Origin of the sequence: Streptomyces sp. NPDC059695 (assembly GCF_042733785.1) — a bacterium.
Taxonomy (GTDB): domain Bacteria; phylum Actinomycetota; class Actinomycetes; order Streptomycetales; family Streptomycetaceae; genus Streptomyces.
Window position 1 is genome coordinate 60,561 of record NZ_JBHWFF010000024.1, and the last position, 21,315, is coordinate 81,875.

Here is a 21,315-nt window from a genome sequence, read left to right on the forward strand (position 1 = left end):
CCCCGGGCGCCGCCGGCGCGTGGGGGGGGGTGTCCACGTGAAACCCCCCGCCCCTGGGTAAAAACGCAGGTCAGGACCGATCTGGGCACGGTCCGGGACCTAAGTCACGACTTCGCGGCGGTTACGCCAGGTCAAGATCGCCGAGCTGGTAGCCCGTGAGGTACGGGAGACCCGCGTCGGCGATGGCCCCGGCGGCGCCCCGGTCCACGATCGTGGCGACGGCGACGACCTCGCCGCCGGCCTCGCGGACCGCCTCGACGGCGGTCAGCGGCGAGCCGCCGGTGGTGGAGGTGTCCTCGACCACGAGGCAGCGACGGCCCTTGACGTCCGTGCCCTCGATGCGGCGCTGCATGCCGTGCGCCTTCTGCGCCTTGCGGACGACGAAGGCGTCGAGGCGCTGTCCGCGGGCGGCGGAGGCGTGCAGCATCGAGGTCGCGACCGGGTCGGCGCCGAGGGTGAGGCCGCCGACGCAGTCGAAGTCCAGGTCGGCCGTGAGGTCGAGCATGACCTGACCGACCATCGGCGCGGCCTCGCCGTCCAGCGTGATGCGACGCAGGTCGATGTAGTAGTCGGCTTCCCGACCCGAGGAGAGGGTCACCTTGCCGTGCACCACGGCCTTGTCCTTGATCTGCTGGAGCAGCTCAGCGCGTACGTCAGTCATGCCCCTGAGCTTAGAGCCGCCGCCAGCTCCAGACGCTCTCGACCTCCAGGGGGTCGATCGGGGTGACCAGGCGCGGGAGGGTGTTGAGGCCGTTCGGCGGGCCGGACTGCGGCTCCACGCAGATGGCCTCCTCGGGCTCGTCGTAGATCACGACCCACGCGGCGCGGCTCGCGACCCGCAGCTCCAGCTCCCCGGGCCAGGTGAGGGTGACGTCGACGCCGTCGGGCATGCCGAAGCAGTCGTCCCAGGGGCCGGGGAGGGGGTCGATGCGGCGGCCGGTGGGGAGGTGGTTCTCACCGCGCTCCTCCTGCCAGGCGGGCGCGAAGCCGATCGTGGCGTCCTGGCCGCCCCGGCCCAGGTTGCGCAGGAACCAGGGGTGCCAGCCGGCCTGCGCCGGGAAGGAGTCGTCGTAGGTCTCGACGCCGAAGCGGAGCGTGAGGGAGTCCTCGGCCAGCTCGAAGACCTGGGTCACCCGGCCCTTGTACGGCCAGGGGTCGTCGAGCTCGCAGGTGAACACGGCCTCGGTCGCGGAGGTCCGGGCGGGCTTCCAGGCACGGTCGCGGACGGTGCCGTGGATGGCGTGCGGAGCGGCGTTGACCGGCAGCTGGTGCGTGGTGGCGCCGTTGCGGAAGCGGCCGTTCTCGGTCCGCCCGCACCAGGGCACCATCGGGAAGCTTCCGTACCGCTCGCCCTGGCGCAGCACCTCGGTGCCGCCGATGCGCAGGCTCTCGATCCGGCAGCCGTGTTCGGGGTTGATGGTCAACTCGGCGTCGCCCGCCGTCAGTCGCGTCTGCATGCTCACGCCCCGACCCTAAGGCCTGGCGCCGCGTCAGCGGCGGCGGCGCAGCGCCCGGCCGACGACGACGGCCGAGGCCAGCGCGAGGGCGGCGGCCGGCGCGATCCAGCGCAGGGTGGCCCCGGCGCTCGTCGCCTCGGGGGCGGGGACGGGGGCGTACCGGCCGCGCGGCGGCGCGTGGTCGACCTCCTCGGCGCTCCGCCCGATCATGGTGCGGCGGGCGTGGGCGGCCTCGGCGGCGGGCTGCGGGGCCGGGAACTCGATCGGGGTGTCCGCGAAGCCCTCTTCGAGGAGGGGTTCGAGGGAGACCGGCGGGACGGGTGCGGCGAGGTCGGCGCTCCGGCCGGACGGCTCCTCCACCCCGTCGTCGACGCCGTCGTCGTCGGTGTCGTCGGTGTCGTCGGTGTCGTCGGTGTCGGCGGTGTCGTCGGTACCGGCGGACGGCTCCTCCGTCAGCGCGGCCACCGCTTCCACGAACTTGTCGAGGAGCTTGGCGCCCGCCGTGGAGCGCGCCTCGTCCGTCGCGTCGGCGAGCCGGCCGGCCGCCGTGAGGGCGCCGGTGAAGCTCAGGCTGGTCCCCTCGGCCACCGGGGTGAGGACGACGGTGAGGGACAGCTCGGCGGAGCCCTTGCCGCGGGCCTCGGTGCCCTCGCCCTCGTAGGTGATGGCACCGTCGCGCTCGACGATCCGCAGGGCGCCCCGGTAGGTGATGGTGGCGCCGCCGACCCGTACCTTGAGGCGGCCCGCGAGGGGGCCCGCCTCCGCGTCGGCGTCGCGCTGGAGACCGGGCACGCAGCGCGCCACGCGGGCCGGGTCCGTGAGCGTCGCGCGCAGGGCCTCGGCCGGGACGGGTACGAACACCTCATGCTCCATGGAAGCCGAGCCTACTCAGGGCGGGGCGCGGCGTCGCCTGTTTGCGCCCGGCAGACGGGTCAGGCCCCGTAGCGGGGGTGCACCAGGGTCGAGGGCGGAGGCGCGGCGCCACGGGTCCGCTCGGCGCGGCGCGCGGCGCTCTCCAGGGTCCCCGCGCCGAGCGACCGCAGCCGGGGCGCGTCGGGGGCCAGGCCGAGCAGGGGCGGCCGTCCGCCCCGTACGGCCAGGAGGAAGCCCCAGTCCCCCGGTCCCCGCTCCGTGCCTCCGGTGCGGTCGGCGCGGTCGGGTCCCGCGGCGAAGCCGGGCGTGCGGCCGCCCGCGCTGTAGGGGCGGGTCGCGAAGCCGGCGGCGCGCAGGGTGGCGTCGACGGTCCAGTAGGTGCGGGGCCGGTCGGTGGCCGATCCGGCGTCCACGGCGAACCGTCCCGAGTCGGTGAGCACACGGGCGACCAGACCGTAGAACTCCTCCGAGTAGAGCTTGGTGCTGGGGGTGATCCCCGGGTCCGGGAGGTCGGAGATCACCACGTCGTACCGTTCCTGCAGACGATCGGCGGCGTCCCGCAGCCAGCGGAAGGCGTCCGCGTAGGCCACGTGGACGCGCGGGTCGCGGAAGGCCTGGGCGTTGAGCTCGGCGAGCGCCGGGTCCGTGCGGGCGAGGCGGACGACCCCGGGGTCGAGCTCGACGACGGTGACGGAGCGGACCCCGGCGTAGCGCAGGGCCTCCCGGGCGGCCATCCCGTCGCCGCCGCCGACGACCAGCACGCGCGCGTGCGGGCCGTTCATCGCGGGGTGGACGAGCGCCTCGTGGTAGCGGTACTCGTCCCGGCCTGCCACCCGGAGGCGTCCGTCGAGGAACAGGTCGGGCGGGTCCTCGCGGCCCCCGGTCACCACGACCTCCTGGAGGCCGGTGTGGACGGCGACCCGCACCCGGTCCCCGTACACGGCGCGCCGCGCGGCCTGCTCGAAGTCGTCGACGAGGACGGTCGCGGTGGCGAGGACGGCGAGGACGGCCACGTTCACGGCCACGAGGAGCGCACGGGACCGGCGGGTCAGGTCGCGCCGGAAGACCCAGAGCACCAGGCCGCCGCCCGCGACGGCGTTGACCGCGCCGGTGACGAGCGCGCCGGTGAGCTGGCCGAGCCAGGGCAGCAGCAGGAAGGGGAAGGCGAGGCCGCCGACGAGCGCGCCGACGTAGTCGGCGGCGAAGAGGTCGGCGACCGTCCCGGCGGCGTCGTCCTGCTCCACGAGCGGGGCCTGCCGCCCGGCCCGGCCGGCACCGGAGGGACCCGCGCCCGGGGAACCCGCGCCGGAGTGGTCGGCGGGAACCGTTCCGCCCGCTCGCCCGGCCCGCTGTATGAGCGACATCAGGAGCGGGATCTCGGCGCCGATGAGCACGCCGATCGCTAGCGAGAACGCGACCAGCACGTACCGCGATTCGCCGAGCCAGGCGAAGGACGCGTACAGCACCATCGCCGAGCAGCCGCCGATCAGCGCGAGCCCGGCCTCGACCAGGCCGAAGCCGACGGCGGCGCGGCAGCGCAGCCGCTTGGCGAGGAGCGAGCCCACCCCCATCGCGAAGACCATCACGGAGAGCACGACGGAGGCCTGGGTGACCGAGTCGCCGATCAAGTAGGACGCGAGGGCGACCAGTTCGAGCTCGTAGACCAGACCGCAGGCGGCGCAGACGAAGACGACCGCGAGGACCGGGAACCGCACCGCGTCGCGCGGCGGCCGCACGGCCCGCCGCGGAGGCGGCCGGCGCACCCTCGTGGGTGGCATGGTCACGGTCGGCTCGATCATGTCCGTAACGCTACGTCACGACTGTCGCACCTTTTGTCACCCACACGAGTGCACATGGGGCTCCGGGAGGGCGCATCAGAGCGTTGCGGGCATACGTGCGCCGATCCGGGTCCTGGTGACCACCAACTGCCCTTCCTGCGGGTAGGCGTGCCAGGTGCGCCAGCGCACCTGACCCTCGTGGCGCTGTGCCAGCATCGCCGTGAAGGCGTGCGGGGAGCCCGGGAAGGTCCCCGCGAGTCCGTTGGGGTGGTCGGCGACGAGCGCGAGCAGCTCCTGCGCACGGCCCGCGAAGGAGCCGTGCGAGAGCGTCTCGACGCGCGCCGCGAACTCGTAGTCCCATGCGCCGACGCGCTTGGAGACGCCGAGCGGGAGCGGGGTGCTGCTGCCGGGCATGCAGGCCACGGTCTCCGAGCAGTGGCGCCCCTCCTCCTCCAGGAGGACCTGGTGGGAGGCGCCGAGCAGCCTCAACTGGAGCTTGGCCCCGGAGAGTTCGAGATCGAGCACGGCGAGCGCGGGCAACGGCTCGCGCCCGAGGGCCCAGGCCAGGTCGGCCGCGCGCGTATCGGTGTAGGAGGTCTTCAAGGTGGTGAGCATGGGTCGGCTCCGCAAACACGGTTTGACGGGTGGGCCGGGGGCGCCCCGGAGAAGGGTTCTGCGGGAGTGGGGAATCGCCGGCTCGGGTCCACACACGGTCCGAGGGCTGTCTCTGTCAGGAGCGAGAGAACCACGGACCCCGGGCGACTCGCAGCGTTTTTACCCAACTTGCCGTGTTTTCCAACCCCTTCGGGGCCCCCACAGTTCACTTGTTCACTCAGCTGCCGCCACCGCAGCCCCCACCGCCGCAGCCGGACCCGCAGGAGCTCCCCGATCCGCAGGAGCTGCCGCCGCAGCCGCCGCCCCCGCTCCCGCCCCCGTCGGCCCAGCTGCCGCCCTTGCGTCCGCCGCGCCGCTTCCTGCTCTTGCCACTGCCCTTCCGGCCGGAGACGAGTCCGACCACGACGAGCGCGAAGACGATGAAGATGATGAATTCCATTGCGCTACCCCCGTTCTTCTGTGCGAGGGGGATGCCCGGCGGGATCCCCCGTCAAAGCCGAATTGAGCGAGTCCAGAGCTTCAGCTGCACGAGGAGCTGGAGCACGAGGACGAGGAGCAGGACGAGCTCGAACACGAGGACGAGGAGCAGGAGAACGACGAGGACGAGGAGCAGGAGGAGGACGAGGACGAGGACGAGGACGAGCCGGCCCACCAGCTGCCCCCGGCGCTCGCGCTCCGCGTCCCGCCCGTCCCCCTCAGCCCCCTGGCGACCAGCCCGCCCACGCACGCGATCACGGCCGCGATCCCGAGGATGAAGAATGCGATGTCCATGCCAGGGCGATCCCCGCCCCGGACACCGGTCAAAGCGCACTTGAGCAAGTCCAGAGCTTGCCCCCAGGATGGCGGGCATGACACGACCGCTGCTCAATCGCCGCCTCGCCGAGTTCGGGACGACGATCTTCGCCGAGATGTCCGCGCTCGCCGCCAGGACCGGGTCGATCAACCTCGGTCAGGGGTTCCCCGACACCGACGGCCCGGAGGAGATCCGGGAGGCCGCGGTCCGCGCGCTGCGGGACGGCCTCGGCAACCAGTACCCGCCCGGCCCCGGCGTCCCCGAGCTGCGTGCGGCGATCGCCGACCACCAGCGCGAGCGGTACGGCCTCGCGTACGACCCCGACACCGAGGTCCTCGTCACGGCGGGCGCCACGGAGGCCATCGCCGCGGCCCTGCTCGCCCTGGTCGAGCCCGGCGACGAGGTGATCGCCCTGGAGCCGTACTACGACTCGTACGCGGCCTGCATCGCGATGGCCGGCGGCACCAGGGTCCCCGTCACCCTCCGCCCCCACGAGGGCGCCTACGTCCTCGACCTCGACGAACTGCGGGCCGCGGTGACCGACCGGACCCGGCTGATCCTGCTGAACACCCCGCACAACCCCACCGGCACGGTCCTCACCCGGGCCGAGCTGACCGCCGTCGCCGAGCTCGCGATCGAGCGGGACCTGCTGGTCGTCACGGACGAGGTCTACGAGCACCTGGTCTTCGGCGACGCCGAGCACGTGCCGATCGCGAGCCTCCCCGGCATGCGGGAGCGCACGGTCACCATCGGCTCGGCCGGCAAGACGTTCTCCTTCACGGGCTGGAAGGTCGGCTGGATCACCGCGAGCCCCGGACTGACCTCCGCCGTCCGCTCGGCCAAGCAGTTCCTCACGTACGTCTCCTCGGGCCCCTTCCAGTACGCGATCGCCGAGGCCCTGCGCCTTCCGGCCGCCTACTTCGACACCCTCCGCGCCGACCTGAGCGCCAAGCGGGACCTGCTGAGCGAGGGCCTCGCGCAGGCGGGCTTCGAGGTCTACCGCCCGGCCGGCACCTACTTCGTCACCACCGACATCCGGCCCCTCGGCGCCACCGACGGCTTCGCCTTCTGCCGCTCCCTCCCGGAGCGCGCCGGGGTCGTCGCCATCCCCAACGCCGTCTTCTACGACCACCGCGAGGCCGGCGCCCCCTTCGTCCGCTTCGCCTTCTGCAAGCGGACCGAGGTCCTGGAGGAGGCCGTCTCCCGGCTCAAGGCCCTCAGCGCCTGACGAGGGCCGTTCGGCCGGGAGGGCGGGGCCCGCACGGACGAAAGCCCGGCCGAGGGCCGCGATCCTGGTGGTCGCGGCCCTGGCCGGGCTGTCGTGCTGCTACGGGGCGTACGCCCTGACGCTCGTGCGCGAGGCGATCCGAGACGCCGGGGGTACGAGGGGGCTTACGCCTCCTCGTCGCCCGCGGCCTTGTCCTCGGGGGACTCCAGGCCGAACTGCTCGACGATCCACTTGTCGAACTCGATGGAGGCGCGGACCCAGCTGACCGTGGAGGACACGAAGTGCTCCAGGGCGACGCCGGTGCCGATCAGCATCTGCGCCTCGCCGATGAGGCGGAGGGTGGCGGAGCCGTCCTCCTCCTCGTGCAGGTGCGTGTACACCTTCGGCCACAGGGTGCGGCGGTTCCAGTCGTCGATCGCGTCGAGGATCCTGGCGCGGTCGTCGGCGGCGTGCGGACGGTCGTAGAACGTGCGCACGGAGAAGACCTGCTGCTCGCCCTCGCCGCGGAACATGAAGTACGTGCGGAACTCCTCCCACGGCGCCGCGAGGTCACCCTCGTCGTCGACGACGTACTTGAGTTCCATCTGCTCGAGGAGCTGCTTGACGAGGTCCTGGTCGGGGACGACGGGGCCCGCCGGTCCTGCGGCCTGAGGCTGGGGCTGGCCCCCGAAATTCGGAATCGAGGACGGGTCGATGCTCACCGTTATTTCCCTTCGTACGGATGCTCGCCATCCTCCCCCATGCCGGGCGGTACGTGGCAAGTCCCACCTCCCGCGATCCGCTGCGGGCTGACAAGATCTGGTCCTCATGGGGGAGAAAACGGGGAAGACGACGAAACCGGTGCGGCCGCGGCCGTGGACCTGGGTCTGGGCCTCGGCGGTGGTGACCCTGCTCTGCGGCGGCCCGATCGCCTTCGTGGTCTGGGGCGCGATGGCCTGGAGCGAGATCGGCGAGACGAAGCAGGTGGACTGCGCCGAGGTGATGACCTTCGCCCGGGGCAGCCTCCCGGTCAGCGCCGAGGACGCCCGCTGCACCGCCGCCCACTGGCAGGACACCCAGGCCACGGCCGAGTTCCGGATGCCGCGCTCCGAGGTCGCCGGGTGGCTGGAAGCGGCCTATCCGACGGGGAAGCCGGCGTTCTCCTGCGACCGGGACCGGTGCGTGGACGTGTCGTTCGACGACGTCCTGTACGTGCACGTCCGGGTCGTGTACGAGGACGGGGTCACCGCCCTCGTACACGTGGAGGCCTTCGACGTCTGAGCCGCCGGACGGCCCCGGCGACCGGGTCCGAGCCGCCGGACGGCCCCGGCGGCTCCCGCCCGGACTACCGGGCGGCCCCGACGATCAGGCCGTCCTCGAAGCGGTCCACCCGCACCGTGTTGCCGTCCACGACCTCGCCCGCGAGGATCTCCTTCGCGAGCCGGTCGCCGATCGCCGTCTGGATCAGCCGGCGCAGCGGCCGCGCGCCGTACGCGGGGTCGTTGCCCTCCTCGGCGAGCCACTCCAGCGCCTCCGGGGTGACGTCCAGGGTCAGGCGCCGGTCGGCGAGCCGCTTCGCGAGCCGGTCGATCTGGAGCCGGGCGATCCGGCCCAGCTCGGCCCGGTCGAGCGCCGAGAAGACGACCAGGTCGTCCAGGCGGTTGAGGAACTCGGGCTTGAAGCTCGCCCGCACGACGTCCAGGACCTGCTGCTTCTTGACGTCCTCCGAGGTCAGCGGCTCCACGAGGTACTGGCTGCCCAGGTTCGACGTCAGGATCAGGATGGTGTTGCGGAAGTCCACCGTCCGGCCCTGCCCGTCGGTCAGGCGTCCGTCGTCCAGGACCTGGAGCAGGACGTCGAAGACCTCCGGGTGCGCCTTCTCCACCTCGTCGAGCAGGACCACGCTGTACGGGCGGCGGCGGACCGCCTCCGTGAGCTGGCCGCCCTCCTCGTAGCCGACGTAGCCGGGAGGCGCGCCGACCAGACGGGCGACGGAGTGCTTCTCGCCGTACTCCGACATGTCGATGCGGACCATGGCCCGCTCGTCGTCGAAGAGGAAGTCCGCGAGCGCCTTCGCCAGCTCCGTCTTGCCGACGCCGGTCGGGCCGAGGAAGAGGAAGGAGCCGGTGGGCCGGTCGGGGTCGGCGATCCCGGCACGCGTGCGGCGCACCGCGTCGGAGACGGCCTGCACGGCCTCGGACTGGCCGATCAGCCGCCGGCCGAGCTCGTCCTCCATGCGGAGCAGCTTCTGCGTCTCGCCCTCCAGCAGGCGGCCGGCGGGGATGCCGGTCCAGGCGCCGACCACGTCCGCGATGTCGTCGGGGCCGACCTCCTCCTTGACCATCGTGTCCTTGGAGGACTCCTGCTGGGCCTCGGCCTCGGAGGCCTCCGCCAGCTCCCGCTCCAGGCCCGGGATCTCCCCGTACAGCAGCTGGGAGGCGGTGTCGAAGTCGCCGTCGCGCTGGGCGCGCTCGGCGCGGCCTCGGGTCTCGTCGAGGCGCTCCTTGAGCTCGCCGACGCGGTTGAGGGACTGCTTCTCCTTCTCCCAGCGGGCGGTCAGACCACGCAGCTCCTCCTCGCGGTCGGCGAGGTCGCGCCGCAGCTTCTCCAGGCGCTGCCGGCTCGCCGCGTCCGTCTCGTTCTTCAGGGCCAGCTCCTCCATGCGGAGCCGGTCCACGGAGCGCTGGAGCTCGTCGATCTCGACGGGCGAGGAGTCGATCTCCATGCGGAGCCGGGACGCGGCCTCGTCGACGAGGTCGATGGCCTTGTCGGGGAGGAAGCGGGAGGTGATGTACCGGTCGGAGAGGGTCGCGGCGGCCACCAGGGCGGAGTCGTTGATCTGCACCTTGTGGTGGGCCTCGTACCGGCCCTTGAGCCCGCGGAGGATGGCGATGGTGTCCTCGACGGTCGGCTCGGCGACCAGGACCTGCTGGAAGCGGCGCTCCAGGGCGGGGTCCTTCTCGATCCGCTCGCGGTACTCGTCGAGGGTGGTCGCGCCGACCATGCGGAGCTCGCCGCGGGCCAGCATCGGCTTCAGCATGTTGCCGGCGTCCATGGCGGAGTCGCCGCCGGCGCCCGCGCCGACGACCGTGTGCAGCTCGTCGATGAAGGTGATGATCTGGCCGTCGCTCGCCTTGATCTCGGCGAGGACGGTCTTCAGGCGCTCCTCGAACTCGCCTCGGTACTTCGCGCCGGCGACCATCGCGCCGAGGTCGAGCGAGACGAGCCGCTTGTTCTTCAGGGACTCGGGGACGTCGCCCTTCACGATCCGCTGGGCGAGGCCCTCGACGACGGCGGTCTTGCCGACGCCGGGCTCGCCGATGAGGACCGGGTTGTTCTTGGTGCGGCGGGACAGCACCTGGACCACGCGGCGGATCTCGTGGTCGCGGCCGATGACCGGGTCCAGCTTGCCCTCGCGCGCGGCGGCGGTGAAGTCCGTGCCGAACTTCTCCAGCGCCTTGTACTGCCCCTCCGGGTCGGGTGTGGTCACCCGGCGTCCTCCCCTGCTCTTCTCGAACGCGTCGAGCAGCATCGATGCGCTCGCGCCCTGCGCGTCGAGGATCTCACCGGCCGGGCCGCCCTTGGCCGCGATCGACGCGAGCAGGTGCTCGGTCGACAGGAAGTCGTCGCCGAGCTCCTTCGCGCGCTTGTCGGCGTCGGCGATCACGGCGAGGAAGTCACGGCTGGGCTGCGGGGGCGCGACCGTGGACCCGGTGACGCTCGGCAGGGCGGCGAGCAGCCGCTCCGCGCCGGCGCGGACGGCGGCCTGGTCGGCGCCCACGGCGGCCAGCAGATCGATGACGTTCTCGTTGTCCTGACCCGCCAGGAGGGCGAGGAGCAGGTGGGCGGGGGTCAGGTCGGCGTGCCCCTCGGACACGGCGCGGCTGCTCGCCGCGTTGATCGCGTCCCGGCTCCTGTTGGTCAGTTCGGCGTCCACGTGCGGTGCTCCTCCTGAGTTCTCGTGGGCTCTCTCCTTCTATGACTTCTCCAGGGTACACAAAGTTGAGTCGAAGCGGCTCAAGGTATCGGAGGGAGGTCGGCCCCGGGTAGTTTCCGGGCATGGCCACAGACCCCAGGAACCCGTCCGACTCGTACCTGAGCTTCTGGCGCGAGTACCACATGTGCACCCTGACCACCCCGCGCCCGGACGGTACGCCGCACGTCGTCGCGGTCGGCGTCACCTACGACCCCGAGGGCGGGTACGCGCGCGTGATCACCAACAAGAACAGCCGGAAGGTCGCCAACGTCCTGGCGGCGGGCGCGGACGGCGCGCGGGTCGCGGTCTGCCAGGTCGACAAGGGGCGCTGGGCCACCCTGGAGGGCGTCGCCCACGTCCGTACGGAGGCCGGGACGGTCGCGGACGCCGTCGCCCGCTACGCCGAGCGCTACGGCCGCACGCCGGCCCCGAACCCGGACCGGGTCGTCATCGAGATCGCCCTCACCCGGGCGATGGGCCGCGCCTGACGGCGGCCGGGAAATGCACAGCGGCGCCATCGCGTTTCAGGTCCGCGATGGCGCCGCTGTGTGGGGGAAGTGCCGGAGCGATCTGGAACGACGGGGGAATCGCTCAGGCACTGCGGGGGGTGGCGGTGATGGTCTCGGGTTCGATCAGCTGGTGGTCCCGCTGGTCGAGGTTGACGAAGATCATGCCGTACCGGATGGCACAGCGGATGGGCTGTGGAGCGCCTCGGGGGCGGCGCAGACAGCGGTACGCGCGGACGTCCTCGTCCTGCTCGCGGGCGACGACGATCGGCTCTCCGAAGAGCGTGACCTTCAGCGAGTCACCACGGTGGGGGATGGCCGTGGCGAGGTCGACGAAGTGCCAGCCGGAGCGATAGGCCGAGGCCATCTCACGGCGGAACCTGGGGTCATCGGGAACATTCATGCGCCCGACTAGTTCCAGCCGGGGTCCTGCAGGGGGGCCACGCTCCAGCCCGGGTCACCGAGGAGCGCGGGGCCGGCGAGGTGCCAGCCCGGGTCGAGCGGAGCGGCCTGCACCTGCTCCGTCTCCGAGTGCCAGCCCGGATCCGGAACCACTCCCACCGCGCCCACTGTGGCGGCCGCGATGAAGGCGACTCCGGCCGCCGCGCGTATGAGCTTCTTCATCATCACCGAGCAACCTCACTTGAAGGCAACGTCTCTTTCCAACCCCCGCGAGTAAGACGATGGCTTACTCTCTGCGCCTGCACCACCAAACCCAGGCATCATGTTCCTGAGATGCAGGAGCCTGGGGGTGTACATATGCGGAAACAAGCGGACGAAACGGGTCACCCCCATTCGCACGCCGAACTGTGCGAAGCGGGCTCCGAGCTGTATGCGGCCGCTCTGCAGACCGGGCGAATACCCCGGTCAGAGGCGGTCGGGACACCGTGCCTCCTCGACCTGTCCCTGCTCCACCCCGATCCCGACGACGCGCAGTGGCTCCGCCCGGTTCCCCCCTCGGCGGCCCTCGCCCAGCTGCTCCAGCCGATCGAACGGGAGATACTCGACCGCCGCCGGCGCACCGTCGCCCTGTCGGACGCTTTCGAGCCGTTCATGGCCATCAGCGCCCACGACTCCCCCACCACCCACGCCATCACCGTCCTCGAGGGCATCGACCGCATCAACTCGACCCTCGACCGCGTCGTGGCCAACTGCCGCCACGAGCTCCTCACCGTCCAGCCGGGCGGCGGCCGCCCCGCCCAGGCCCTCAGCGAGGCCCTGGACCGCGTCTCCCCGCTCCTGGGCCGCGGCATCAGCATGCGCACGCTCTACCAGCACACCGCGCGCCACACCGAGCTCACGCTGACCTATCTGGAGCACGTCGGCCCCGAGGTCCAGGTCCGCACCCTCGAGGAGATCATCGACCGGCTGATCATCGTCGACCGCGAGGTCGCGTTCATCCCGGCCCGCAGCGACCGCCAGGTCGCCCTGGAACTGCGCCACCCCGGCCTCGTCGCGTACCTCTGCGGCGTCTTCGACCAGTTCTGGCAGCTGGCCGTGCCGATACGGGAGGAGATCCCGTACGACATCAAGACCGACGGCATCGGCGGTGTGCAGCGCTCCATCGCCCGGCTCCTCGTCGAGGGGCACGTCGACGAGGCCATCGCCCGCCGGCTCGGCATGAACGTGCGGACCTGCCGGGCGCACATCGCCAAGCTCGCCGCCGCCCTCGGCAGCGGCAGCCGGGCGCAGCTCGGCTATCTGATCGCCCAGTCCGGCATCCTCGAACGGGACAACTGAAAGAGGCCCCCTCCCATCGGGGAGGGGGCCTCTTCCGGACGTCGTGCGGGTGCGGAGGGCTACTCGCCGCGCTTCGGGCGCCACACCACGAGGGCGCTCGCCTGCTGCACGTCGGTGTACGGCACCAGGTCCCGGCGGTACGAGGCGTGCACCTGGGCCTCGCGCTGGCGCAGCGTCGCCGCCGCGCCCTCGACCGCCGCCGACAGCTCGGACACCCGGGCCTGGAGCGCCGCGACCTGGTTCTCCAGTTCGATGATCCGCTTGATCCCGGCCAGGTTGATGCCCTCGTCCTGCGACAGCTGCTGCACCTGACGGAGCAGCTCGATGTCCCGGGCCGAGTAGCGCCGGCCGCGGCCCGCCGTGCGGTCCGGGGACACCAGACCGAGGCGGTCGTACTGCCGGAGGGTCTGCGGGTGCAGACCGGAGAGCTGGGCCGCCACCGAGATGACGTACACGGGGCTCTCGTCGGTCAGCTCGTACGGATTGCGTCTCACCGGGTCACGCTCCCTTCGCCGCCTGGAACAGCTCGGCCCGCGGGTCCTCGGAGGCGGTCGCCTCGCGGAAGGTCTCCAGGGCCTCGCGCGCCTTGTCGTCCAGCTCCTTGGGCACGGCCACCTCGACCGTGACGAGGAGGTCTCCGCGCGTGCCGTCCTTGCGGACCGCACCCTTGCCGCGGGCGCGCATGGTCCGGCCGTTCGGGGTGCCCGCGGGCAGCTTGAGGGTGACCGCGGGGCCGCCGAGGGTCGGCACCTTGATCTCGCCGCCGAGCGCCGCCTCCGTGAAGGAGACCGGCACCGTGACGGTGAGGTTGTCGTCCTTGCGGCCGAAGACCGGGTGGTCGTCGACGTGCACGACGACGTACAGGTCGCCGTTCTGCCCGCCGCGCTCGCCCGGCGCTCCCTTGCCGCGGAGACGGATCTTCTGGTTGTCGCTGACGCCCGCGGGGATGCGGACCTGCATGGTGCGGGAGGACTTGGCCCGGCCGCTGCCCTTGCAGACCTCGCAGGGGTTCTCGGCGATGAGGCCGCGGCCCTTGCAGTCCACGCAGGGGTCGGTCAGCGAGAAGCCGCCGCCGCTGCCGCGCGAGACCTGCCCGGTGCCGACGCAGGTCGGGCACACCCGGGGGGTGCCGTTCTTGTCGCCGGTGCCCGAACACGCCGTGCACGGCTGCTGGCTGGACATCCGCAGCGGGACGGTCGCGCCCTCGATGGCCTCGGTGAAGCTGAGCGTCACCTCGGACTCGATGTCCTGGCCGCGCCGCGGCTGGGTGCGGGTGCCCGCTCCCCCGCCGCGGTTGAACAGGCCGCCGAAGACGTCGCCGATGCCGCCGCCGCCCCCGAAGCCGCCGCCGGCCGCCCCGCCCTGGGCGCCTCCGAAGAGGTCGCCCAGGTCGAAGTTGAACGAGCCGCCGCCTCCGGGGCCGCCGGCCCGGAAGCCGCCGTTCCCGAAGAGGGCGCGGGCGTCGTCGTACTCCTTGCGCTTCTTGGCGTCGCCGAGGACGTCGTTCGCCTCGGAGATCTCCTTGAAGCGCGCCTCGGCGCTCGCGTCACCCTTGTTGGCGTCCGGATGGTTCTCGCGGGCGAGCTTCCGGTACGCCTTCTTGATCTCGGCCTCGGTGGCGTCCTTGGGGACGCCGAGAACCTTGTAGTAGTCCTTCTCGACGAAGTCCTTCGTGCTCATCGACGTCCCTCCTCCCGCGTACGGGTACGGCTGTTACTCGCTGTCCTGCTCGGACGTGTCGGAGTCGTCCGACTCCTCGGCCTTGCCCTGGGCCCCGGGCTGGGGCTCGGCGACGGCCACGCGGGCGGGCCGGATGGTCCGCTCGCCGATGCGGTACCCCGGCTGCAGGATCGCCACGCACGTCGTCTCGGTGACGTCCGGCGCGTACGAGTGCATCAGGGCCTCGTGGATCGTCGGGTCGAAGGGCTCGCCCTCCTTGCCGAACTGCTGCAGACCCATCTTGGCGACGACGGTCTCCAGCGATTCGGCCACCGACTTGAACCCGCCCACGAGCTCGCCGTGGTCCCGGGCCCGGCCGACGTCGTCGAGCACGGGAAGGAGCTCGGCCAGGAGGCTCGCGACGGCGATCTCCTTGACCGTGACCCGGTCCCGCTCCACGCGGCGGCGGTAGTTCTGGTACTCGGCCTGGAGCCGCTGGAGGTCCGCGGTGCGCTCCGAGAGCGCGGTGCGGGCCTGGTCCAGCTGCGCCAGCAGGGCTACGTCCGTAGCGTCCCCGGCCGGGGCCGTCGCGTCCTCGTCGGACTCGACGGCCTCGGCGGCGTCGTCAGCGGTGGCGCCGGAGGGGACGTCGGGCTTCTCCTCGAAGCCCGGGGTCTCCTCGGTCACGCCTGGCCGCCCTTCGGCTTGTCCTCGTCGACGATCTCGGCGTCGACGACGTCGTCGTCCTGGGCCTGGGCCTGGCCGGCGTCACCGGCGGCCTGGGCGTCGGCGTACAGCGCCTGGCCGAGCTTCTGCGAGACGGCCGCGACCTTCTCGGTGGCGGTGCGGATCTCGGCGGTGTCCTCGCCCTTGAGCTTCTCCTTCAGCTCGACGAGCGCGGACTCGACCTCGGCCTTGACGTCGCCGGGGAGCTTGTCCTCGTTGTCCTTGATGAACTTCTCCGTCTGGTAGACGAGCTGCTCACCCTGGTTGCGGGACTCGGCGGCCTCGCGGCGACGGTGGTCCTCGTCCGCGTACTGCTCGGCCTCCTGGCGCATGCGGTCGACCTCGTCCTTCGGCAGCGAGGAGCCGCCGGTGACGGTCATCTTCTGCTCCTTGCCCGTGCCCAGGTCCTTCGCGGTCACGTGCATGATGCCGTTGGCGTCGATGTCGAAGGCGACCTCGATCTGCGGGACGCCGCGGGGGGCCGGCGGCAGACCGGTCAGCTCGAACATGCCGAGCTTCTTGTTGTACGCCGCGATCTCGCGCTCGCCCTGGTAGACCTGGATCTGCACGGACGGCTGGTTGTCCTCGGCCGTCGTGAAGATCTCGGACCGCTTGGTCGGGATCGTGGTGTTGCGCTCGATGAGCTTGGTCATGATGCCGCCCTTGGTCTCGATGCCGAGGGACAGCGGGGTCACGTCGAGGAGCAGGACGTCCTTGACCTCACCCTTGAGGACACCGGCCTGGAGCGCGGCGCCGATGGCGACGACCTCGTCCGGGTTGACGCCCTTGTTGGCGTCCTGACCGCCGGTCAGCTCCTTGACGAGCTCGGCGACGGCCGGCATGCGGGTCGAGCCACCGACGAGGACGACGTGGTCGATCTCGGAGAGCTGGATGCCCGCGTCCTTGATGACGTTGTGGAACGGCACCTTGCAGCGGTCGAGCAGGTCGGACGTGAGCTGCTGGAACTGGGCGCGCGTGAGCTTCTCGTCCAGGTGCAGCGGGCCCTCGGCGGAGGCCGTGATGTAGGGCAGGTTGATCGTGGTCTCGGTCGAGGACGAGAGCTCGATCTTCGCCTTCTCCGCGGCCTCGCGGAGACGCTGGAGAGCCATCTTGTCCTTGGCCAGGTCCACGCCGTGGCCGTTCTGGAACTGCGTCACCAGGTAGTCGACGACGCGCTGGTCCCAGTCGTCACCACCGAGGTGGTTGTCACCGTTGGTGGCCTTCACCTCGACGACGCCGTCGCCGATCTCCAGGAGGGACACGTCGAAGGTGCCGCCACCGAGGTCGAAGACGAGGATCGTCTGGTCGTCCTTGTCGAGGCCGTACGCCAGGGCGGCCGCGGTCGGCTCGTTGACGATGCGCAGGACGTTGAGGCCCGCGATCTCACCGGCCTCCTTGGTGGCCTGACGCTCGGAGTCGTTGAAGTACGCCGGGACGGTGATGACCGCGTCGACGACCTTCTCGCCCAGGTACGCCTCGGCGTCACGCTTGAGCTTCTGCAGGATGAAGGCGCTCATCTGCTGCGGGTTGAAGTTCTTGCCGTCGATCTCGATCTTCCAGTCGGTGCCCATGTGGCGCTTGACCGACCGGATGGTCCTGTCGACGTTGGTGACGGCCTGACGCTTCGCCACCTCGCCGACCAGCACCTCGCCGTTCTTCGCGAAGGCGACGACGGACGGCGTGGTCCTGGCGCCCTCGGCGTTGGTGATGACGGTGGGCTCGCCGCCTTCCAGAACGCTGACGACGGAGTTAGTCGTGCCCAGGTCGATGCCGACCGCACGTGCCATTTCGATTCCTCCAGCTGACTGACTTGAGTGGAACTGACTCAAGGATGCACGAGGAACCGGATCGCGTCAACAGACCTGAGCGGGGTCGACTCAACTCTTCGCCGCTCCCACCGCTCAACGAGCGTGCCGCTCCCCCGTTTGACCCGGTTCGCATGAGAGGGTCCGGACATAGTCTGGACATATCCCGGGATTCCCGCCGAAGGGTGTGAGCGCATGACGGCGAAGCGCGCGTTCGACGTGGCGGGCGGGCTCGCCCTGCTCCTCGCCCTCTCGCCCCTGATCGCCGGCATCGCCCTGTCCGTCACGCTCGGCGGCAGCGGCGCCGTGCTGCGCCGCCGGACGGTGGCCGGACTGGAAGGGCGGCCGTTCACCATGCTGACCTTCCGCACCAGGAGCCCGCTCGCCGCGCTGCCCCTCCTCCTCCACGTCGTCGCGGGCCGGATGTCGCTGGTCGGGCCGTGCCCGCTGACCCCGGCCCACCGCGAGTGCGCGGGCGAGGGCCGCCGCCGGCTCTCCGTGCGGCCGGGACTGACCGGACCGTGGCAGATCAGCGGACGCTCGGACCTGCCCTGGGAGGAGCGCGAACTGCTCGATCTCCACTATGTGGACCACCACTGGCTGGGGATGGACCTGGTGATCCTTGCGCGTACGCTTCCAGCAGTCCGCAGGCGTCGCGCGGCAAGGTTTGCCTGAGCGACACATATCACCGCGAGCGCCGCTACAGCGCGGCGCCGTGACCGGGTAATCTCAGCAGGAACTCAATAAGTTACCGCTTAGTAGGCCCGCCCGAGGAGCCCGTCATGCAACTCGCCGCGATCATCGTGTCGATCGCCATCACGGTGGTGGCCGTCGCGCTGTTCGGCCGCGCCACCGTGCAGATCTACCGCTTCGTGCGGCTCGGTCAGCCGGTGCCCGCCGGCACGCGCACCGGTGACCCCAAGCAGCGCACCATCACGCTGGTCAAGGAATTCCTCGGCCACACGCGCATGAACCGCTGGGGCATCGTCGGCTTCGCGCACTGGTTCGTCGCGGTGGGCTTCTTCTCGCTGCTCCTCACGATCGTCAACGCCTTCGGCCAGCTCTTCCAGGCCGACTGGCTCATCCCGATCATCGGCGACTGGCTGCCGTACGAGATCTTCACCGAGTTCCTCGGCCTCATGACGGTCCTCGGCATCGTGACGCTCATCGTGATCCGCCAGCTGAGCAAGCCGACCAGGGCCGGCCGCAAGTCCCGCTTCGCCGGCTCCAAGACCGGCCAGGCGTACTTCGTCGAGGCCGTCATCCTGATCGTCGGCGTCTGCATCATGACGCTCCGCGCCCTCGAAGGCGTCCAGCACCACGTGACGAGCTGGGAGCCCGGCTTCTTCGCCTCGTACCCGCTGATCGCGCTCCTGGACGGCCTGGACCTCAGCACGATCCAGTACCTCACCTACTTCTTCGCGTGCCTCAAGATCGTCACGTCCTTCACCTGGATGATCACGGTCTCGCTCAACACCAACATGGGCGTCGCCTGGCACCGCTTCCTCGGCTTCCCGAACATCTGGTTCAAGCGCAACGCCGACGGCTCCACCGCCCTCGGCGCGCTCCAGCCGATGACCACCGCGGGCAAGGAGATCGACTGGGAGGACCCGGCCGAGGACGCCGTCTTCGGCGTCTCCCAGGTCGAGCAGTTCTCCTGGAAGGGCATCCTCGACTTCTCCACCTGCACCGAGTGCGGCCGCTGCCAGTCGCAGTGCCCCGCCTGGAACACCGGCAAGCCGCTCTCCCCGAAGCTCCTCATCATGTCGCTGCGCGACCACGCGCACGCCAAGGCGCCGTACCTGCTCGCGGGCGGCGGCAAGGACATGGAGGGCAACGAGAAGGCGACCGAGGAGCAGCTCAAGGACGTCCCGGCCGCCGCCCTCGCCGAGGCCGAGCGCCCCCTCATCGGCACCGCCGAGGAGAACGGCGTCATCGACCCCGACGTCCTGTGGTCCTGCACCACCTGCGGCGCCTGCGTCGAGCAGTGCCCGGTCGACATCGAGCACATCGACCACATCGTCGACATGCGCCGCTACCAGGTGATGATCGAGTCCGCCTTCCCCTCGGAGGCCGGCACGATGCTCAAGAACCTGGAGAAGAAGGGCAACCCCTGGGGTCTCGCCAAGAAGCAGCGCGTCGAGTGGACCAAGGAGGTCGACTTCGAGGTCCCGATCATCGGGAAGGACGCGGAGGACCTCTCCGAGTTCGACTACCTCTACTGGGTCGGCTGCGCCGGCGCCCTGGAGGACCGGGCCAAGAAGACCACCAAGGCCTTCGCGGAACTCCTCCACATGGCGGGCGTCAAGTTCGCGATCATGGGCGGCGACGAGAAGTGCACCGGTGACTCCCCGCGCCGCCTCGGCAACGAGCCGCTGTTCCAGCAGCTCGCCGCGGAGAACGTCGCGATGCTGAACATGGCGTTCGGCGAGGACGACGAGGACGAGTCGACGAAGAAGCCGAAGTCGGCCAAGAAGATCGTCTCGACCTGCCCGCACTGCTTCAACACCATCGCCAACGAGTACCCGCAGCTCGGCGGCGAGTACGAGGTCATCCACCACACCCAGCTGCTCCAGCACCTCATCGACGAGGGCAAGCTGGTCCCGGTGACCCCGGTCGACGGCCTCATCACCTACCACGACCCCTGCTACCTGGGCCGGCACAACAAGGTCTACACGCCGCCGCGCGAGATCATGTCCGCCGTCCCCGGCCTGCGCCAGCAGGAGATGCACCGCCACAAGGAGCGCGGCTTCTGCTGCGGCGCCGGCGGCGCGCGGATGTGGATGGAGGAGCGGATCGGCAAGCGCATCAACAACGAGCGCGTCGACGAGGCCCTGTCCCTCAACCCGGACATCGTCTCCACCGCCTGCCCGTTCTGCCTCGTCATGCTCACGGATTCCGTGAACGGCAAGAAGAACGAGGGCAAGGCCAAGGAGTCCGTCACCGTCGTGGACGTGGCGCAGCTGCTCCTGGAGTCGGTGAAGACCCCGGTCGACCCGGAGCCGGAGGCCGCGGCGGAGGAGCCCGAGCCGGCCGTCTGATCCCGGCCCCTTTCCCGTGAGCCCACGTCCCCTAGGGGATGTCACAGCTCAGTGGCAAGGACGGGCCTGGGGAGCGGCCACGGGGGGTGAGCGGGTACGTTCAAGGACGTGGCTGGATTCAGGAACGGACGCGGCCGGGACAACCGCCCCCCGCAACAACAACCGCAGCAGGCGCCGTACGGGTACAACGCGGCCCCGCCGCCGCACCCGCAGCAGCAGTGGCAGCAGCCCCCGCAGGGCCGCCCGCAGCAGGGGTACGGGCAGCAGGGCCGCCCGCAGCAGTCGTACGGACAGCAGGGGCAGCAGGGACAGCAGCCGTACGGGGAGCCGGAGTACTTCGGCGACCCCTACGGCCAGCAGCAGCACCAGCACCACGCGGCGGCCGCGAACAACCCGGGCCACACCCAGATGTTCAGCGTGGACGACCCGTACGCCCAGGCCGGACCGCCGCCCGCGCCCGTGCCGACGGGCCCCCGGCTCCCCTGGAAGCCGCTCCTGAGCGGCATCGTGCTCCGCCCGGCGGACACGTTCCTGCGGATGCGGGACCACGCGGTCTGGGGTCCGGCGCTGATCGTCACGTTCCTCTACGGGCTCCTCGCGATCTTCGGCTTCGACAAGGCCCGCGAAGAGGCGATCAACGCGACGCTGTCGAGCGCGATCCCGTACGTCCTGATGACCGCCCTCGGCTTCGTGCTCGGCGGGCTGATCCTGGGCGCGGTGACCCACACCCTGGCGCGCCAGCTGGGCGGCGACGGGGCCTGGCAGCCCACCGTCGGCCTCTCCATGCTGATCATGTCGATCACGGACGCCCCGCGCCTGGTCTTCGCCCTCTTCCTGGGCGGCGAGAACGGCCTGGTGCAGGTCATCGGCTGGGCGACCTGGCTGGCGGCCGGGGCGCTCTTCACCGTGATGGTGAGCCGCTCGCACGACCTGCCGTGGCCGAAGGCCCTGGGCGCGTCGGCGATCCAGCTGGTGGCGCTCCTCAGCCTGATCAAGCTGGGCACGCTGTAACGGCGTACGTCATGGAGAAGGGGCCCCCCCCGCGCGGGGGGGGGCCGCTCCCCCCTCGGGCGGCGGGGGCGGGGCCGAGGCCCGCCCGCGGCACGACCGGGGGCGCGGGCCCCCCCGCGGAGAGTTGA

General features: G+C 71.3%; 22 protein-coding genes. 7 read left to right on the plus strand and 15 right to left on the minus strand.

Going from position 1 to position 21,315, the window contains the following annotated elements:
- Nucleotides 1–121: 121 nt before the first annotated feature.
- The 7 genes from pyrE to ACFV2S_RS27165 all read right to left on the minus strand — a co-directional run bounded on the left by pyrE (nucleotide 122) and on the right by ACFV2S_RS27165 (nucleotide 5,375).
- Nucleotides 122–661 carry an orotate phosphoribosyltransferase gene (gene pyrE, locus ACFV2S_RS27135; protein ID WP_385564234.1) on the minus strand — a complete coding sequence of 180 codons (540 nt, stop codon included), beginning with the start codon at nucleotides 659–661 and terminating at the stop codon, nucleotides 122–124.
- A 10-nt stretch (nucleotides 662–671) separates the two neighbouring features.
- Nucleotides 672–1,457 (minus strand): aldose 1-epimerase, encoded by a 786-nt coding sequence (locus ACFV2S_RS27140; protein WP_383790177.1) that lies wholly within the window; start codon nucleotides 1,455–1,457, stop codon nucleotides 672–674.
- Nucleotides 1,458–1,490: 33 nt separating this feature from the next.
- Nucleotides 1,491–2,330: an SRPBCC family protein gene (locus ACFV2S_RS27145; RefSeq protein WP_385564237.1), complete on the minus strand. Its 840-nt coding sequence runs from the start codon at nucleotides 2,328–2,330 to the stop codon at nucleotides 1,491–1,493.
- A 59-nt stretch (nucleotides 2,331–2,389) separates the two neighbouring features.
- Nucleotides 2,390–4,129 carry a spermidine synthase gene (locus tag ACFV2S_RS27150; protein ID WP_385564240.1) on the minus strand — a complete coding sequence of 580 codons (1,740 nt, stop codon included), beginning with the start codon at nucleotides 4,127–4,129 and terminating at the stop codon, nucleotides 2,390–2,392.
- 75 nt (nucleotides 4,130–4,204) lie between these two features.
- Entirely contained in the window at nucleotides 4,205–4,723 is a 519-nt protein-coding gene (locus tag ACFV2S_RS27155; protein ID WP_385564243.1) for a DUF2617 family protein, read from the minus strand.
- Between the two features lie 217 nt (nucleotides 4,724–4,940).
- Nucleotides 4,941–5,162, minus strand: a complete 222-nt coding sequence (locus ACFV2S_RS27160) for a hypothetical protein (RefSeq protein ID WP_385564246.1) — start codon at nucleotides 5,160–5,162, stop codon at nucleotides 4,941–4,943.
- A gap of 51 nt (nucleotides 5,163–5,213) precedes the next feature.
- The gene (locus ACFV2S_RS27165) at nucleotides 5,214–5,375 is read right to left on the minus strand and encodes a hypothetical protein (RefSeq protein WP_385564249.1); all 162 of its coding nucleotides are present in this window, start codon (nucleotides 5,373–5,375) and stop codon (nucleotides 5,214–5,216) included.
- A 187-nt stretch (nucleotides 5,376–5,562) separates the two neighbouring features.
- Here ACFV2S_RS27165 and ACFV2S_RS27170 point away from each other — a divergent pair, with 187 nt between their 5' ends.
- Nucleotides 5,563–6,744 carry a pyridoxal phosphate-dependent aminotransferase gene (locus ACFV2S_RS27170; RefSeq protein ID WP_385564252.1) on the plus strand — a complete coding sequence of 394 codons (1,182 nt, stop codon included), beginning with the start codon at nucleotides 5,563–5,565 and terminating at the stop codon, nucleotides 6,742–6,744.
- Nucleotides 6,745–6,908: 164 nt separating this feature from the next.
- Here the strand turns inward: ACFV2S_RS27170 and ACFV2S_RS27175 are convergent, their stop codons facing one another.
- Nucleotides 6,909–7,445, minus strand: coding sequence for a YbjN domain-containing protein (locus ACFV2S_RS27175; protein WP_383794287.1), 537 nt, complete (start codon nucleotides 7,443–7,445; stop codon nucleotides 6,909–6,911).
- A 106-nt stretch (nucleotides 7,446–7,551) separates the two neighbouring features.
- Between ACFV2S_RS27175 and ACFV2S_RS27180 the strand changes: the two genes are divergently transcribed.
- Complete coding sequence (locus ACFV2S_RS27180; protein WP_385564256.1) at nucleotides 7,552–8,004, plus strand: hypothetical protein; 453 nt, start codon at nucleotides 7,552–7,554, stop codon at nucleotides 8,002–8,004.
- A gap of 64 nt (nucleotides 8,005–8,068) precedes the next feature.
- On the opposite strand, the gene clpB is transcribed toward ACFV2S_RS27180, so the two are convergent.
- Nucleotides 8,069–10,660 (minus strand): ATP-dependent chaperone ClpB, encoded by a 2,592-nt coding sequence (gene clpB, locus ACFV2S_RS27185; RefSeq protein ID WP_385564259.1) that lies wholly within the window; start codon nucleotides 10,658–10,660, stop codon nucleotides 8,069–8,071.
- A gap of 122 nt (nucleotides 10,661–10,782) precedes the next feature.
- On the opposite strand from clpB, the gene ACFV2S_RS27190 reads away from it, so the two are divergent.
- Nucleotides 10,783–11,187: a pyridoxamine 5'-phosphate oxidase family protein gene (locus tag ACFV2S_RS27190; protein ID WP_383794281.1), complete on the plus strand. Its 405-nt coding sequence runs from the start codon at nucleotides 10,783–10,785 to the stop codon at nucleotides 11,185–11,187.
- Between the two features lie 103 nt (nucleotides 11,188–11,290).
- On the opposite strand, the gene ACFV2S_RS27195 is transcribed toward ACFV2S_RS27190, so the two are convergent.
- Both ACFV2S_RS27195 and ACFV2S_RS27200 read right to left on the minus strand, forming a co-directional pair.
- Nucleotides 11,291–11,608 (minus strand): (2Fe-2S)-binding protein, encoded by a 318-nt coding sequence (locus ACFV2S_RS27195; RefSeq protein WP_053649837.1) that lies wholly within the window; start codon nucleotides 11,606–11,608, stop codon nucleotides 11,291–11,293.
- An 8-nt stretch (nucleotides 11,609–11,616) separates the two neighbouring features.
- A complete protein-coding gene (locus ACFV2S_RS27200; RefSeq protein WP_385564263.1) occupies nucleotides 11,617–11,832 on the minus strand; it encodes a hypothetical protein in 216 nt (71 codons plus the stop codon).
- Nucleotides 11,833–11,964: 132 nt separating this feature from the next.
- Here ACFV2S_RS27200 and ACFV2S_RS27205 point away from each other — a divergent pair, with 132 nt between their 5' ends.
- Nucleotides 11,965–12,945 carry a helix-turn-helix transcriptional regulator gene (locus ACFV2S_RS27205; RefSeq protein ID WP_383794277.1) on the plus strand — a complete coding sequence of 327 codons (981 nt, stop codon included), beginning with the start codon at nucleotides 11,965–11,967 and terminating at the stop codon, nucleotides 12,943–12,945.
- Nucleotides 12,946–13,004: 59 nt separating this feature from the next.
- Here the strand turns inward: ACFV2S_RS27205 and ACFV2S_RS27210 are convergent, their stop codons facing one another.
- From ACFV2S_RS27210 to dnaK, 4 genes are read right to left on the minus strand one after another with little or no spacing between them, the layout of a single operon-like run.
- Nucleotides 13,005–13,439 carry a heat shock protein transcriptional repressor HspR gene (locus tag ACFV2S_RS27210; RefSeq protein ID WP_086825514.1) on the minus strand — a complete coding sequence of 145 codons (435 nt, stop codon included), beginning with the start codon at nucleotides 13,437–13,439 and terminating at the stop codon, nucleotides 13,005–13,007.
- Between the two features lie 4 nt (nucleotides 13,440–13,443).
- On the minus strand, nucleotides 13,444–14,625 hold the full coding sequence (dnaJ, locus tag ACFV2S_RS27215) for a molecular chaperone DnaJ (RefSeq protein WP_385564268.1): 1,182 nt from the start codon (nucleotides 14,623–14,625) through the stop codon (nucleotides 13,444–13,446).
- A 33-nt stretch (nucleotides 14,626–14,658) separates the two neighbouring features.
- Nucleotides 14,659–15,291, minus strand: a complete 633-nt coding sequence (gene grpE / locus ACFV2S_RS27220) for a nucleotide exchange factor GrpE (protein ID WP_385564271.1) — start codon at nucleotides 15,289–15,291, stop codon at nucleotides 14,659–14,661.
- Nucleotides 15,288–17,117: a molecular chaperone DnaK gene (gene dnaK, locus ACFV2S_RS27225; protein ID WP_385564274.1), complete on the minus strand. Its 1,830-nt coding sequence runs from the start codon at nucleotides 17,115–17,117 to the stop codon at nucleotides 15,288–15,290. The genes grpE and dnaK overlap by 4 nt, the downstream gene beginning before the upstream one ends.
- A gap of 213 nt (nucleotides 17,118–17,330) precedes the next feature.
- Here dnaK and ACFV2S_RS27230 point away from each other — a divergent pair, with 213 nt between their 5' ends.
- The 3 genes from ACFV2S_RS27230 (at nucleotide 17,331) to ACFV2S_RS27240 (ending at nucleotide 21,187) form a co-directional block, all read left to right on the plus strand.
- Nucleotides 17,331–17,810 (plus strand): sugar transferase, encoded by a 480-nt coding sequence (locus tag ACFV2S_RS27230; RefSeq protein ID WP_383794268.1) that lies wholly within the window; start codon nucleotides 17,331–17,333, stop codon nucleotides 17,808–17,810.
- Nucleotides 17,811–17,917: 107 nt separating this feature from the next.
- On the plus strand, nucleotides 17,918–20,176 hold the full coding sequence (locus ACFV2S_RS27235) for a (Fe-S)-binding protein (protein ID WP_385564277.1): 2,259 nt from the start codon (nucleotides 17,918–17,920) through the stop codon (nucleotides 20,174–20,176).
- Between the two features lie 108 nt (nucleotides 20,177–20,284).
- Nucleotides 20,285–21,187, plus strand: coding sequence for a Yip1 family protein (locus ACFV2S_RS27240; RefSeq protein WP_385564280.1), 903 nt, complete (start codon nucleotides 20,285–20,287; stop codon nucleotides 21,185–21,187).
- The last annotated feature ends 128 nt before the right edge of the window (nucleotides 21,188–21,315 follow it).

Coding starts and splice junctions, on each gene's coding strand:
- dnaJ (WP_385564268.1), bottom strand. CDS start 14,625: ATGAGCACGAAGGACTTCGTCGAGAAGGACTACTACAAGGTTCTCGGC.
- ACFV2S_RS27145 (WP_385564237.1), bottom strand. CDS start 2,330: ATGGAGCATGAGGTGTTCGTACCCGTCCCGGCCGAGGCCCTGCGCGCG.
- ACFV2S_RS27155 (WP_385564243.1), bottom strand. CDS start 4,723: ATGCTCACCACCTTGAAGACCTCCTACACCGATACGCGCGCGGCCGAC.
- ACFV2S_RS27205 (WP_383794277.1), top strand. CDS start 11,965: ATGCGGAAACAAGCGGACGAAACGGGTCACCCCCATTCGCACGCCGAA.
- pyrE (WP_385564234.1), bottom strand. CDS start 661: ATGACTGACGTACGCGCTGAGCTGCTCCAGCAGATCAAGGACAAGGCC.
- ACFV2S_RS27230 (WP_383794268.1), top strand. CDS start 17,331: ATGACGGCGAAGCGCGCGTTCGACGTGGCGGGCGGGCTCGCCCTGCTC.
- ACFV2S_RS27200 (WP_385564263.1), bottom strand. CDS start 11,832: ATGATGAAGAAGCTCATACGCGCGGCGGCCGGAGTCGCCTTCATCGCG.
- ACFV2S_RS27170 (WP_385564252.1), top strand. CDS start 5,563: ATGGCGGGCATGACACGACCGCTGCTCAATCGCCGCCTCGCCGAGTTC.
- ACFV2S_RS27140 (WP_383790177.1), bottom strand. CDS start 1,457: ATGCAGACGCGACTGACGGCGGGCGACGCCGAGTTGACCATCAACCCC.
- ACFV2S_RS27195 (WP_053649837.1), bottom strand. CDS start 11,608: ATGAATGTTCCCGATGACCCCAGGTTCCGCCGTGAGATGGCCTCGGCC.
- ACFV2S_RS27180 (WP_385564256.1), top strand. CDS start 7,552: ATGGGGGAGAAAACGGGGAAGACGACGAAACCGGTGCGGCCGCGGCCG.
- ACFV2S_RS27235 (WP_385564277.1), top strand. CDS start 17,918: ATGCAACTCGCCGCGATCATCGTGTCGATCGCCATCACGGTGGTGGCC.
- ACFV2S_RS27160 (WP_385564246.1), bottom strand. CDS start 5,162: ATGGAATTCATCATCTTCATCGTCTTCGCGCTCGTCGTGGTCGGACTC.
- dnaK (WP_385564274.1), bottom strand. CDS start 17,117: ATGGCACGTGCGGTCGGCATCGACCTGGGCACGACTAACTCCGTCGTC.
- ACFV2S_RS27190 (WP_383794281.1), top strand. CDS start 10,783: ATGGCCACAGACCCCAGGAACCCGTCCGACTCGTACCTGAGCTTCTGG.
- ACFV2S_RS27150 (WP_385564240.1), bottom strand. CDS start 4,129: ATGATCGAGCCGACCGTGACCATGCCACCCACGAGGGTGCGCCGGCCG.